Below are 12,920 nucleotides of genomic sequence, written 5' to 3'. Positions count from 1 at the left end.
TGCGCTCCGTCGCCGACCGCCTCCTCAACGTCGCCTGCGCCATGCTGAAAGCCGGAACCTCCTTCGACCCCTCCCGGGCAACCCAGAAAACCTCTTGCTAAACGGTGGGGAGTCCCCCCCCGAGCGGGCGCACCGGATGCCGGCCCGGTTTCGATCCGCTGGAGCAGCTTGCGCAAGAGCAGCCTGTCGGCGCCGTTCTGCGCGCCCTTGATCGCAGTCAGGAAGGCGCGCCGGGCCGCCGCGATGTCGCCGGCCCTGGCCGCAATTGCTGCCTCCGCCGCGTGGAACGGCTGGTAGCCGTCCAGTTCCGGCCGCAGGGCGCCGACGATCGCCGCGGCCACCGCGACCTTTCCCGTCTCCGCCAGCGCGACCGCATGGTTGAGCCGGACGACCGGAGTGGGCTCCATCGTCAGCAGAACGGTGTAGAGCTGCACGATCTGCGCCCAGTCCGGTTCCAGGTCGGCCATCTGGCACGCGCTGATTGCCGCCTTGATCTGGAAAGGTCCTGCCCGCCTGCGCAGCAGGGCCGTCTGCAGCAGCGCGCGTCCCTCGGCCAGCCGGCCGGCATTCCAGAGAGCGCGGTCCTGTTCGGCCGGTGGCACCGTCGCGCCATCCGCTCCGATCCGCGCGGCCCGCCGCGCATCGGTCAGCAGCATCAGCGCCAGCGCGCCCTCGATCTCGGCCTGGCCGGGACGCAGCTCCAGCAGCAGCCGCGCGAGGAACGTCGACTCTCCGCAGAGGTCGCGCGGTTCGGCAGGGCCGGCGGTGTAGCCGGTCGTGAAGATCAGATAGATCGTGGTCAGGACCGTGCGCAGGCGGTCGTCCCACTGGTCGCTGTCCGGCACCGAGAAAGGAATGCCGGCCGACGCGATCTTGGACTTCGCCCGGCTCAGCCGCTGCCCCATGGTCGTCGGCTCATCGAGGAAGGCGCTGGCGATTTCGAACGTCGAGAGTCCGCAGACGGTGCGCAGCGTTAGCGCGACGCGGGATTTCTCCTCAAGCGCCGGGTGGCAGCAGGTGAAGATCAGTCGCAGCCGCTCGTCGGGAATGTCGTCGTCGGCCTCCTCCGTCGCCACGATGGCGAGCCGGGCCAGCGCCTCTTCCCGGCGGCTGCTTCGCCCCTCCTTGCGCAACTGGTCGAGCGCCTTGCGGACGGCGACCGTGAGCAGCCATCCCTGCGGTGAAGCGGGAAGCCCCGAGCGCCCCCAGTGGACGAGCGCCGACAGTCCGGCTTCCTGCAGCGCGTCTTCCGCGCGCTGGAAGCTCCCGAGCCGCGCCACCAGCGCGGCCATGAGCCGCCCCCGGTCCTGCCGCACCACCTCGCCGAGCGCGCGGGTGACGGCCATCGCCTGCGGGGCGGCGTCGGCCATCAGCCGTTGGCCGGGTTGTAGTTCATCAGCGGCCGAACCTCGATGGTGCCCCAGGCGGCAACCGGCACCAGCGCGGCATAGCGCAGCGCGGCGTCGAGATCGGGCACCTCAATGACGTAGTAGCCGCCCAGATGCTCGCGCGTCTCGGCGAAGGGTCCATCCATCGTCTCCACCTTGCCGCCGCGCAGGCGCAGCGAGGTAGCGGAATCGGAGCCCTTCAGAGCCTCGCCAGCGCGCAGGATGCCGTCGGCCCGGGCCTTTTCGTTGAAGGCCGAAAAGCCCTCCATCATGGCCTGAAACTCGGGTGTGCCGAACACTGGCAAGGAGTCAGGGGCGGAGTAGATCAGGAGCATGTATTGCATGACGGTATCCTCAAAGACCAAGGGAGTTGACGAGCAGGCAGCCGGTCGCGACCAAGGCGGCCAGCAGGCTGGCGGAATTGCCGACGATCCGCAACGGGTGTGCCGGGTCGGTGGCCGTCAGGCCGAAGGGATGGACGATCCGCCCCGCCACGAGGAGGGCTCCGGAGACGTGCAGCCACAGCGGGGCTGCGCCATTGCCCTCGGCGATGACCATGAGGATGAGCACGACCGAGACCCATTCGACGAAATTGCCGTGCTTGCGGATGTTCTCGAGGAGGCTGGTGTTCCCGCCATCCCCGATGGAGATTTTCAGCCTGGCGCGTGTCGCGCTCACGCGCAGCCACAGAGCGAGGTAGAGAAGGGCCAGCGGCAAGGCGTACAGGCCGGTGACTTCGAAGAGCATGGGACGTCCTCCGTGATGTTGCGACATCCCAAGGACGCTGCCGGCCGCCGGATTTCGACATTGCCGCTCCGCGAGGCGGCTTCTTTTCTTCCGTTGACGCACATCCCATCGTCCCTTGTGCCTCGATCCGGTGATCCTTTGCCGCAAGGTTAGCGATTGTCGAGCCGGTCCTGCAACCGGCTTCGCCCGCATGCCGCCGCGCAGGCCCGGCCACGGCCGATCGCAGGGCCGTAGGGGACTTTCGTCGTGGAGCGTGCTCGTTCGCGCAGCACGGGCGGCTCCAGCGTCGCCACGCCCCGCCTCTTGCACCGACGCGGCTCTGGCCAAATCGCCCGGGTCGGCGTGGCATAATTGCCATGGAGACAAGATTCTCTGGCTTAAGCCGTTAGACCAGACTTGCCCCGCGAAAGTTCACATGTTTACTGTCCGCGTCAGGGAGCGACGCCATGTCCACGAGAAACGATTCCGCCATCTGGTCCGGCCTCTTCACCATCTCGCCGGATTCCGGCCAGACGCTGCAGGCGCAGATCCGCCAGGCGATCGTGGCGGCCATCCTCGATCGCCAGATTGCCGCGTCGATGCCCCTGCCCTCCTGCCGGATCCTCGCCGAGAAGCTCGGCGTGGCGCGCGGCACCGTCGTGCTCGCCTTCCAGCAGCTCGTCGACCAGGGCTTCCTCGTGGCGCGCGAGCGCCGCGGCCATTTCGTCAATCCGGACGTGCTGACCACCCCGACGAAGCCTCTGGCACGCCAGGACAACAATGCCCCCGGCGGCCTCGACTGGAAGGCGCGCCGGCAGATCGCCGCCAGCGACATGCCGCCGCCGATGAAGATGGAGAACTGGATCAAGTCCTCCTATCCCTTCATCTACGGCCAGTTCGATCCGGGCCTTTTCCCCACCGCCGAGTGGCGCGAATGCAACCGCATGGCGCTCGCCGTGCTCGAGATCCGCAACTGGGCGGCCGACATGGTCGACCGCGACGACCCGCTGCTCATCGAGCAGATCCAGGCCCGCCTCCTGCCGCGGCGCGGCATCTTCGCCAATCCCGACGAGATCATCGTCACGCTTGGCGCCCAGCACGCGATCTACATGCTGGCCACGCTTCTGATGACCAGGGGCTCGCGGGTGGCGATGGAGGATCCGGGCTACCCCGACGCCCGCTCGATCTTCCGTCTCGCCGGAGCCGAGATCGACCCCGTCCGTGTCGATGCGGAGGGCATAGTGACGCGCGAAATCCCGAGCGAATCCAGCTTTGTCTTCGTGACGCCCAGCCATCACTGCCCCACCATGGTGCCGCTGTCGGAGACCCGCCGCCGCGAATTGCTGGCAATCGCCTCGCGCAACGACCAGATCATCATCGAGGACGGCTACGACAGCCAGTTGATTGACGAGGCGCCGCAGCAGGCGCTGAAGAGCCTGGACCGCACCGGCCGCGTCATCCATGTCGGCTCGATGTCGAAGACGCTCGCGCCGGGGCTGCGGCTCGGCTATATCGTCGCCTCCGCCGACCTCATCGCCGAACTGCGCGCGCTGCGCCGATTCATGCTGCGCCATCCGCCCGCCAACAACCAGCGCGCGGTCGCCCTCTTCCTGTCGCTCGGCCACCACGATGCGCTGGTGCGCAAGCTCTCGACGGCCTTTGCCGAACGCCGCAAGCGGCTGGTGTCGGCGATCTCGGCCTTTCTGCCGGACTGGAACGCGACCGACAGCGCTGGTGGAACCTCGGTCTGGCTGGAAGGGCCGCAGGGCACCGATTCCGAAAAACTGTCAGAAGCCGCCGCGACCCGCAGTGTGCTGATCGAGCCGGGCGCCCGCTTCTTCGACGGCCAGTCGCCGCCCCGCCGCTTCGTCCGTCTCGGCATCTCCTCGATCGCCGTACAGCACATCGAGCCCGGCATCCGCGAACTTGCGACCGCGATCGGCCGCCGCCCCGCCGCGGCCTGACGCGGCGCCCACGGCTAGCCGCTCGTGGCTCTAAAGCCGGCAATCGCTGGCTCAATGTTGTGGCCCAACCACGCGACATAGTTTGTCGTGCACCGAGGCGCCGGACCAAAAAAAACAGGCCAGCTTCGGATGCGGGGAACATCGCTTCGGGAGTGGCGGACATGAGCTTGACGGCCGAGCAGCGCGACAGCGCGGATCAACAGCGCAATAGAAGGTCGGGGGGCCGGGAGGCGCGCCGCGCGATGCGGGCGGCACCGCTCGCAGAGGACGTGCGGCCGATCCGGGCGGGAATGGAAGGCGGACGCTACGGCGTCCTCTCGCGAGGCGACCTCGAGAGTATCCACGAGGCCGTCCTCACCGTCCTCGAGACCGTCGGTTTTGCCAATGCCATCCCCTCATGCATCGAGGCGCTGACGCGCGTCGGCGCGGAGTACGGTGCCGACGGACGCATTCGCTTCCCGCGCAACCTCGTGCTCGACACCATCCGCTATGCCGCGCGCGATTTCACGCTCCACGGCCAGGACCCGAAACACGACATGGTCGTGCAGGGGACCCGGGTGCACTACGGCACGGCGGGTGCGGCAGTGCACGTGGTCGACGTCGAGAAACGCGAATACCGCGAATCTCTTCTGCAGGACATCTACGATGCCGCGCGGATCGTCGACCTGATGGACAACATCCACTTCTTCCAGCGCCCGATGGTGCCGCGCGACGTCGTCGACCCGCTCGACATGGATTTCAACACGCTATACGCCTGCGTCTCGGGCACCACCAAGCATGTCGGAACCTCGTTCACCGTGCGCGAGAACGTCGCGCCGGCGCTGGAAATGCTCTATGCGATCGCCGGCGGCGAGGAGAACTTCCGCGCCAGGCCCTTCGTCTCCAACTCGAACTGCTTCGTCGTCCCGCCAATGAAATTTGCCGAGGACGCCTGCGGCGTGCTCGAAGCCTGCGTCGAAGGCGGCATACCGATCCTGCTGCTCTCGGCCGGCCAGGCCGGCGCCACGGCCCCGGCTGCCATTGCGGGCGCCGTCGTGCAGGCCGTCGCCGAGGTGCTGGCCGGGCTGGTCTACGTCAACGCGCTGAAGCCCGGCCATCCTGCCATCTTCGGCACCTGGCCCTTCGTGTCCGACCTGCGCACCGGGGCGATGTCGGGCGGCTCGGGCGAGCAGGCGCTGCTCACCTCCGCCTGCGCCCAGATGGCACAGTTCTACAATCTGCCGGGCGGCTCGGCCGCAGGCATGGCCGATTCGAAGCTGCCCGACATCCAGGCCGGCTACGAGAAGGGCATCACCAACGTCATGGCGGGCCTGTCCGGCCTTAACCTGGTCTATGAATCGGCGGGCATGCACGCCTCGCTGCTCGGCTTCTGCCTCGAAAGCCTCATCATCGACAACGATATGCTGGGCCAGTGCCTGCGCTGCGTGCGCGGCGTCGAGGTGACGGAGGCGTCGCTCTCCATCGACGCCATCTCCGACGTCTGTCTCAACGGTCCCGGCCACTATCTCGGTCACGGCCAGACGCTGCAGCTCATGCAGACCGAGTATGTCTATCCCGCCATCGCCGACCGTTTCTCGCCCAAGGAATGGGTGGAGAAGGGCCGGCCGGACATCCTCCAGCGCGCCATTGCCGAAAAGCGGCGCATCCTGTCGAGCCACTTCCCGCGGCACGTGCCGAAGGCGCTGGACGAGCGTCTGCGCGTCCGCTTCGAAAACATCTATCTGCCGCGCGGCTCGATGGGCCTCTGAGGCAGAGGGCACGACCGCAACAGACGGCGCCGCGTCAGGGCAGCCCTTGCTGCTTCTGACGGGAGAAATAAGCCTGCCGTATCCGGTCGTAGCATTCGCACGACCTCGCCTCGAGCTTGGCGCGGTCGGTCACGGTGAGATTGCCCCTACTGTAGTCGATCGCGCCGGCATCCATCAGCTCGCCGCAGATCATGTTGATCGTGGCCCGCCGCAGGCCGAGCGTCTTGGCCATTGCGTCCTGCGTCAGGTAGAAGCTCTCGGCCTGCATCCGATCGCTGGTCTGCAGCAGCCATCGCGACAGACGCTGGTCGGCCGGATGGAGGCTGCTGCAGGCGACCAGTTGCATCAGCTCGATCGTGTGCGCCTGGCCGTAGCGCAGCATCGCGTCGCGGACCGACATGAACCGCAGCAGCGCCTGATCGAAGGCGGCGATGGGAACCCAGAGGGCTTCTCCGGCCACCAGCACCACCGACCGGCCGAGCGCCGTGCCGCCGCCGAGCACGATCGCATAGCCGACGAAACCCTCATATCCGACCGATCCCTGCTGGACCGACCGCCCGTCCCGCATTTCGGCCATGATCGCCACCACGCCGCGCTCGGGAAAAACGGCGTGCGTGACGTGGGCTTCGTTCTCGTATATCACCTCCCCCGCCTTCATACCCCGATGCTGCGAGTGCTCGGCAATGTGGGCCAGAGCATCGGGAGAGAGTGAAGCAAGGATCCGGTTCCGGAACACGGGACTGCTGGGACCTCGGTGCGACGCGTACGGTGATTCGAAACTCGTCGCCCGTACTTTGCACGGTCGACAGTATCCGTCCATATTTACAAAACGTTAACCAGTTAAGTCATAGGTTTCGCTATGTACGATATCGGTCATAAATCCCGAAATATTTTTCGAGACGACCGTCGTCCGGACGAGGCTGACCAAGCAGATGCACCGACGCGCGATGAAACTGCTGGCCACGACTGCGAGCGACATATCCGCTCGTAGCACTGATCTGAAAACAGGGCGACACCGTACGTGTAAGGTCGTTGCCGGCAAGACTTAAGGCGGGGGAAGCCGATGACAAGTGCTGTGGTGAAGCGGTCGATGCGGGAGCGGATCCTCGGTGCCGACGTGAACGCCACCGAAGGATCCTACGCGGCCTTTGCCGACATGGCCGACGCCTATGTCGCCAGCACGCTGGAGGCCATCAGCCAGATCGACGCCGCCACTCTCGGTGCCGATCCGGATCCCACCCTGGTCGCACGGATGGCCGACATCCGCGCCAGGCTCGATGGTCTCGACGAACTGATCGTCACGCTGCGGGAGTTGCAGGCCCGCGCGGCTGCCCAAACACGACCCCGCTGAAACCAGTGGTCGCGGCGCTGCCCCCTGCTTGGCAAGGGGAGCGCGAGATACGACCAATGACGTGGCAAGCCTCGGACCTTTGTCGGCGCAGGATTTTCGCTGCAGAAACCCCTGCGTCAGTGGTTGTTCCGGGGGATGCCCTTCTCCTGCGCGATCCGCTGGTAGTTCACCGCCGGCTTCAGCACCATGCCGCCGGAAAGCTGGTCGACGATGCCGCGCTGGATTTCCTGCCACGGCGTCTGGTGGCCGGCGAAGGGGAAACCGCCCTTGGCCGCGAGTTCGGCCCGGCGCTGCGACAGTTCGTCGTCGGAAACGAGGATGTCGGCCGTGCCCTTCCTGAGATCGATGCGGACGCGGTCGCCGCTGCGCAGCAGCGCGAGCCCGCCGCCGGCGGCAGCCTCGGGCGAAGCGTTGAGGATCGACGGCGAGCCCGACGTTCCCGACTGCCGGCCGTCGCCGATGCAGGGCAGCGAATGCACGCCGCGCTTGAGAAGCGCGGCCGGAGGCTGCATGTTCACCACCTCGGCGGAACCCGGATAGCCGATCGGTCCCGTCCCGCGCATGAACAGGACGGTGTCCTCGTCGATGCCGAGCGAGGGATCCTCGATACGCGCGTGATAGTCTTCAGGCCCCTCGAACACCATCGCCCTGCCTTCGAACGCATCGGGATCGGCAGGATCCGACAGGTAGCGCAGGCGGAACTCCGGCGAGATCACCGACGTCTTCATGATCGCGGAATCGAACAGATTGCCCTTCAGGTTGATGAAGCCCGCGTCCCGCTTCATCGGCGCGGCGACAGTGAGGATCACCGCCGGGTCCAGGTTCTCGGCGTCGCGGCAATTGTCGCCGATCGAACGGCCATTCGCCGTCAGCGCGGCGGGGTGCGGCAGAAGCCCGGCCTTCATCAGCTCCGCCACGACCGCGGGCACGCCGCCGGCGTGATGATAGTCCTCGCCGAGAAACTCGCCCGCCGGCTGCAGGTTGACCAGCAGCGGAACATGGTGGCCGACCCGCTGCCAGTCGTCATTGTCAAGCGGAACGCCGAGATGGCGCGCGATCGCGTTGAGATGGATCGGCGCGTTGCTCGATCCGCCGATCGCCGAGTTGACCACGATGGCATTCTCGAACGCCTCCCGCGTCATGATGTCGGACGGCTTCAGGTCCTCGTGCACCATGTCGACGATGCGCTTGCCGGTGTGCCAGGCGATCTGGCCGCGCTCGCGGTAGGGCGCAGGAATGGCCGCCGAGCCCGGCAGCTGCATTCCCAGCGCCTCGGCCAGGCTGTTCATCGTCGTGGCCGTGCCCATGGTGTTGCAATAGCCGACCGACGGCGCAGACGACGCCACGCGGTCCATGAACTGGTCGTAGTCGATCTTGCCCTCGGCCAGCAGTTCGCGCGACCTCCAGACCACGGTGCCCGAGCCGGTCCGCTCGCCGCGGTACCAGCCGTTGAGCATCGGTCCGACCGACAGCGCGATTGCCGGTATGTTGACGGTCGCCGCCGCCATCAGCAGCGCGGGCGTCGTCTTGTCGCAGCCGATTGTCAGCACCACGCCGTCGAGCGGGTAGCCGTAGAGAACCTCCACCAGCGAGAGATAGGCGAGGTTGCGATCGAGCGCCGCCGTCGGCCGCTTGCCGGTCTCCTGGATCGGATGGACCGGGAACTCCAGCGGAATCCCGCCCGCCGCCTCGATGCCCGCGCGGACCCGCTTGGCGAGCTCGATGTGGTGGCGGTTGCAGGGCGAGAGGTCGGAGCCGGTCTGGGCGATGCCGATGATGGGCTTTCCCGACTGCAGTTCTTCGCGGGTGAGACCGAAGTTCAGATAGCGCTCGAGATAGAGCGCGGTCATCCCCGGGTCGTCCGGATTGTCGAACCACTCCTGCGACCGCAGTCTCTTGCCCTCGTTGCTCGAACCGTTGCGACCGCTCATCGACGCCTCCCTCTTTCTTGTGTGCCTAGCGATAGTGCAGGCCCGCCGTGCGGGCAAGCGCCATCCGGGGGACATGCGGGGGACCGCTGATGGACAAGTCGAAGGCGCTGCGCTAGTCCAATCGGGACCGGGGAGAAGGAGCAACGCATGGCCATGAATCTGGAAGGCCGGGAGACGATCGGCGCTCCCATCGACAAGGTCTGGGCAGCGCTCAACGACCCGGATGTCCTGCGCGAGTGCATTCCCGGCTGCGAGAGCCTGGAAAAGTCCTCCGACACCGAGATGGCCGCGACCGTGTCGCTGAAGATCGGGCCGATCAAGGCCCGCTTCGCTGGCGCCGTGACGCTGATGAACCTCAACCCGCCGCACTCCTACACCATCCAGGGCGAGGGCAAGGGCGGCATCGCCGGCTTCGCCAAGGGCGGCGCCGACGTGGTGCTGGAGGAGACCGGCCCGCAGGAGACCCAGCTCTCCTACACGGTGAATGCCGATGTCGGCGGCAAGATCGCCCAGCTCGGCAGCCGCCTCATCGCCTCGACTTCGAAGAAGCTGGCGGGCGAGTTCTTCGCCAAGTTCAACGAAGTCGTCTCGAACCGCTGACGCGGCTTCATCCCTTGCGGTAGTTGGCCGGCCGCTTCTCCAGGAAGGCCTTCACGCCCTCCTTGTAGTCATCCGACATGCCCGCCTCGCGCTGCAGCCGGCGCTCCAGCTCGAGCTGCTCGTCGAGCGAATTGGTCGAGGCGGCCTGGATCGCCATCTTGGTCAATCCGTAGGCATGGGTGGGGCCGGCCGCGAAGCTTTCGGCCAGCGCGCAGGCTTCCGCCATCAGCCTGTCGTCGTCGACCGCCTTCCAGATCAGCCCCCACTGCGCCGCATCCTCCGCCGACAGCGGCTGGGCGGTCAGCGCCAACGCCTTGGCCCGCGCCTCGCCCAGCAGGTGCGTCAGCCAGTAGGTGCCTCCGGCATCGGGAATGAGCGCGATCTTGGAGAATGCCTGTATGAACTTCGCCGACCGCGCCGCAAGCACGATGTCGCAGGCAAGCGCGATGTTGGCACCGGCGCCGGCCGCCACGCCATTGACGGCGCAGACGATCGGCTTTGGCAGGGTCCGCATGGCGCGGATCAGCGGATTGTAGTTCTCGTGAAGCGTCTTCCCAAGGTCTGGCCGGTCGCCGCCCATGTCGTCGACGTCGGACAGGTCCTGCCCCGCGCAGAACCCCCGCCCCTGGCCCGTCAGGACGATCGCACGAACATCGGCGCTGCGGGCACATTCGTCGAGCGCCGCGCGCAGTTCGGCGTGCTGCTGACGGTTGAAAGAGTTGAGCCGATCCGGCCGGTTAAGCGAAATCACGCTGTAGCCATCCCGCCGATCGTGCAATATTGTCGCTTCGCTCATATGCATGCTCCTCCTCGCGCCGGACCGACCGGCCACTGCCGCGGCAACCATGGACCGGATGACGTCCGAGTCTCAAGGGGAAGCCGGCGGGTGACAGCGGACCGTGCGAATGGCGCGACGCGGATCGCCCGGTCTGGCGGGATGGCGGATACCGGCTGGCAGGAGTGAAGGCAAGTCCAATGGCGGAGACGGGTTACGAGCGACCAAAGCCCCGGGCGCAACTGACGGCAGACCTGTTCGAAGGCCTGTTTGCAGGGTGCAATGGCGAGACCTACAGGGCCGGCCATCACCTCTTCATGCAGGACGACGTCTCCGACCGAGTCTACGGCGTGATGGCAGGCGCGGTCGAGATCGCGATCTACTCCGAAAGCGGACGCAAGCTCGTCGCCAATCTCGAGACGGAAAAATGCGTCTTCGGCGAGATCGGCGCGCTCGACGGCGGGCTGCGAACGGCGACCGCCACCTGCCTGACCGACGCCACGCTCGTTTCTCTCTCGCGCCGCCAGCTCATCGACCGGATCCAGCAGAACCCGCAGCTTGCCACGACGATGATCTGGCTGCTGTGCGCAAGGCTGCGCTATGTCAGCGCCGAACTGGGCGACCAGGCCCTGCTCAAGATCGAAGCGCGTCTCGCCAAGCGGCTCTCATTCCTGTCGAGCCTGATCGAGGACGATGGCGGCTGGATCCACATCTCGCAGTCCGACCTCGCCGAATTCCTCGGCGCCACGCGGGAATCGGTCAACAAGACGCTGACCGACATGCGCAAGGGCGGCGTCATCGACGTCAAGCGCGGCGCGATCAAGATCCTGAACACCCGCGCGCTCGAAAGGCTGGGCGCCGGTCCCGACGACTGACAGGCACGCGCCTTCGCGCCGTCATGCCCGGCGGTAGCTGCCCGGCGATGTTCCGACCGCCTGCTGGAAGGCGCGCACGAAATGGCTCGCGGTCTTGAACCCGGTGGCGACGGCCACCTCGTTGACCTGCATCTTCGTCGTCTTGAGCAGCACCTTGGCCCGTTCGATGCGCTGGCGCAGCACATAGGCATAGGGCGGTTCGCCGACGGACTTCTTGAAGGCCCGCGCGAAATGGAACCGGCTCAGGCTGGCGACCGCGGCCATGTCGTCGAGCGATACCTCCGCCCCCAGCCTGGAATCGACGAAATCGAAGACGAGCTTCAGCTGCGCGCCCGATAGCCCTCCGGACTGGCCGGGCGTCAGCTTGAGCGCGCCGGTCTGCATCTGCGCGACCTCGATGGCCGTGAGCAACCCGAGCGTCTCTGCATAGAGCCGGTCTGGCTCCTGATCGCTCGCCATCACCGCGCGCATCTTTTCGAGCGTGCCGCGCAGCCGGCTGTCGTCGAAATAGACCATCGGGAAACTGTCCGTCGCCCGGTACAGGCGCTCGGTCTCCGTCGCGATCTCCTCGGGATCGAAGTAGAAGGCGGTGAAGCTGTTGGTGCGGTCGACCGGCGCCGCGAAGCCGGAAATGGACGTATGGCGCGGCAGATATGTCAGGTTGTTGCGGAGGTCCTTGCGCTGGATCGGCCGCATCCCGTCCACGACCATGCTGCCGTCGGAGAGCAGGAGATCGTGCAGGCACAGGTAATGCCGGTCGCAGGTCAGGCTGAAGCTGTATTCGCTGGCGCCATTGATGCGCGAGAATTCGACCGAAAAGCCGCGCCAGTTCTCCGTCCGGTGAACGTCCGGAAGCCTCGCCTCGGGGCGGAATGAGAATTGGAGCATAGCGTCTCGATTCATGGCGCTTCCCAGCGGCTCCTCGCGTCCTCGGAAGTGTTTCCAAGGAAATCCTAATCTAACCGAATATCCGCAATAACTCCGAATTCAAGATGAAGTTGCATTCGCTTGCGCTTTTTTGTGCGGGATCGGTCCCTTGGAGGCTCCGAACCGGCAATATTAACGGTTTCGCGCGCCAAACGGACACACCGCGCCCTCGTTGCCGCTCTGCCGGTCGTGAGCCGGCATGATTCGCAGGTCACCCAACGACGATGTCCGCGCAAGCTGCGCGGACATCCCGGACGACGGAAGGGTTGCGCGGTACGGCGGCGGTCAGAACTCTTCCCAGCCGTCCGCTTCCCTGGCTGGTTCGGGCTTGCGCAGCGCCGCGGAACGGCCCGCGGAATAGCTCGGCCGCGCCGCATGCTGCGAACGGGATGGCGTGCCATGCATGGAGCGGACGTTGTCGTGCCGTGACGCGGAGGACAGATGGCGGCCGGCACCGACCTCGAACCGGCCGACCAGTTCCGCCATCGCCTCCGCCTCCCGGCTGAGCGAGACGGCAGCCGCGGTCGACTGCTCCACCATCGCGGCGTTCTGCTGCGTCGACTGGTCCATGTGCCCGATCGCCACGTTGATCTGGGCGATGCCGGTCGACTGCGCCTCGGCCGATGCCGCCATGG

At 66.6% G+C, this 12,920-nt stretch carries 12 protein-coding genes and 1 pseudogene; 5 read left to right on the top strand and 8 right to left on the bottom strand.

Annotated features, from left to right (window positions below; genetic code table 11):
• From N1F91_RS30035 to N1F91_RS30025, 3 genes are all read right to left on the bottom strand, one after another.
• The coding region (locus N1F91_RS30035; protein ID WP_289997549.1) for a DUF6596 domain-containing protein at nucleotides 1–1,370 on the bottom strand (1,370 nt) is incomplete at its 3' end.
• The gene (locus N1F91_RS30030; RefSeq protein WP_289997548.1) at nucleotides 1,370–1,732 is read right to left on the bottom strand and encodes a YciI family protein; all 363 of its coding nucleotides are present in this window, start codon (nucleotides 1,730–1,732) and stop codon (nucleotides 1,370–1,372) included. The genes N1F91_RS30035 and N1F91_RS30030, both read right to left, overlap by 1 nt.
• Before the next feature lie 10 nt (nucleotides 1,733–1,742).
• A complete protein-coding gene (locus tag N1F91_RS30025) occupies nucleotides 1,743–2,135 on the bottom strand; it encodes an MAPEG family protein (protein WP_289997546.1) in 393 nt (130 codons plus the stop codon).
• A gap of 446 nt (nucleotides 2,136–2,581) precedes the next feature.
• Here N1F91_RS30025 and N1F91_RS30020 point away from each other — a divergent pair, with 446 nt between their 5' ends.
• The gene (locus N1F91_RS30020) at nucleotides 2,582–4,078 is read left to right on the top strand and encodes a PLP-dependent aminotransferase family protein (protein WP_289997544.1); all 1,497 of its coding nucleotides are present in this window, start codon (nucleotides 2,582–2,584) and stop codon (nucleotides 4,076–4,078) included.
• Between the two features lie 161 nt (nucleotides 4,079–4,239).
• Nucleotides 4,240–5,826: a trimethylamine methyltransferase family protein gene (locus N1F91_RS30015; protein WP_289997543.1), complete on the top strand. Its 1,587-nt coding sequence runs from the start codon at nucleotides 4,240–4,242 to the stop codon at nucleotides 5,824–5,826.
• Nucleotides 5,827–5,860: 34 nt separating this feature from the next.
• Here the strand turns inward: N1F91_RS30015 and N1F91_RS30010 are convergent, their stop codons facing one another.
• On the bottom strand, nucleotides 5,861–6,469 hold the full coding sequence (locus tag N1F91_RS30010) for a Crp/Fnr family transcriptional regulator (protein WP_289997542.1): 609 nt from the start codon (nucleotides 6,467–6,469) through the stop codon (nucleotides 5,861–5,863).
• A 420-nt stretch (nucleotides 6,470–6,889) separates the two neighbouring features.
• Here N1F91_RS30010 and N1F91_RS30005 point away from each other — a divergent pair, with 420 nt between their 5' ends.
• Nucleotides 6,890–7,177 (top strand): hypothetical protein, encoded by a 288-nt coding sequence (locus N1F91_RS30005; protein WP_289997541.1) that lies wholly within the window; start codon nucleotides 6,890–6,892, stop codon nucleotides 7,175–7,177.
• A gap of 116 nt (nucleotides 7,178–7,293) precedes the next feature.
• On the opposite strand, the gene N1F91_RS30000 is transcribed toward N1F91_RS30005, so the two are convergent.
• Nucleotides 7,294–9,108 (bottom strand): IlvD/Edd family dehydratase, encoded by a 1,815-nt coding sequence (locus tag N1F91_RS30000; protein ID WP_289997540.1) that lies wholly within the window; start codon nucleotides 9,106–9,108, stop codon nucleotides 7,294–7,296.
• Nucleotides 9,109–9,255: 147 nt separating this feature from the next.
• Here N1F91_RS30000 and N1F91_RS29995 point away from each other — a divergent pair, with 147 nt between their 5' ends.
• A complete protein-coding gene (locus N1F91_RS29995; protein WP_289997539.1) occupies nucleotides 9,256–9,708 on the top strand; it encodes a carbon monoxide dehydrogenase subunit G in 453 nt (150 codons plus the stop codon).
• 7 nt (nucleotides 9,709–9,715) lie between these two features.
• On the opposite strand, the gene paaG is transcribed toward N1F91_RS29995, so the two are convergent.
• Nucleotides 9,716–10,504 (bottom strand): 2-(1,2-epoxy-1,2-dihydrophenyl)acetyl-CoA isomerase PaaG, encoded by a 789-nt coding sequence (paaG, locus tag N1F91_RS29990; RefSeq protein WP_289997537.1) that lies wholly within the window; start codon nucleotides 10,502–10,504, stop codon nucleotides 9,716–9,718.
• A 179-nt stretch (nucleotides 10,505–10,683) separates the two neighbouring features.
• On the opposite strand from paaG, the gene N1F91_RS29985 reads away from it, so the two are divergent.
• Complete coding sequence (locus N1F91_RS29985; RefSeq protein ID WP_289997535.1) at nucleotides 10,684–11,358, top strand: Crp/Fnr family transcriptional regulator; 675 nt, start codon at nucleotides 10,684–10,686, stop codon at nucleotides 11,356–11,358.
• Between the two features lie 21 nt (nucleotides 11,359–11,379).
• Here N1F91_RS29985 and N1F91_RS29980 read toward each other — a convergent pair whose 3' ends face one another.
• Together N1F91_RS29980 and N1F91_RS29975 are read right to left on the bottom strand one after the other, a co-directional pair.
• Nucleotides 11,380–12,246: a helix-turn-helix transcriptional regulator gene (locus N1F91_RS29980; RefSeq protein ID WP_289997532.1), complete on the bottom strand. Its 867-nt coding sequence runs from the start codon at nucleotides 12,244–12,246 to the stop codon at nucleotides 11,380–11,382.
• Nucleotides 12,247–12,570: 324 nt separating this feature from the next.
• Nucleotides 12,571–12,920, bottom strand: a pseudogene (locus N1F91_RS29975) (hypothetical protein); the annotation flags it as partial.

Origin of the sequence: Aquibium sp. ELW1220, assembly GCF_030398385.1 — a bacterium.
GTDB lineage: Bacteria > Pseudomonadota > Alphaproteobacteria > Rhizobiales > Rhizobiaceae > Aquibium.
Note: the sequence above shows the minus strand (reverse complement) of the source record. Positions and strands in the feature narration are given on the sequence as shown.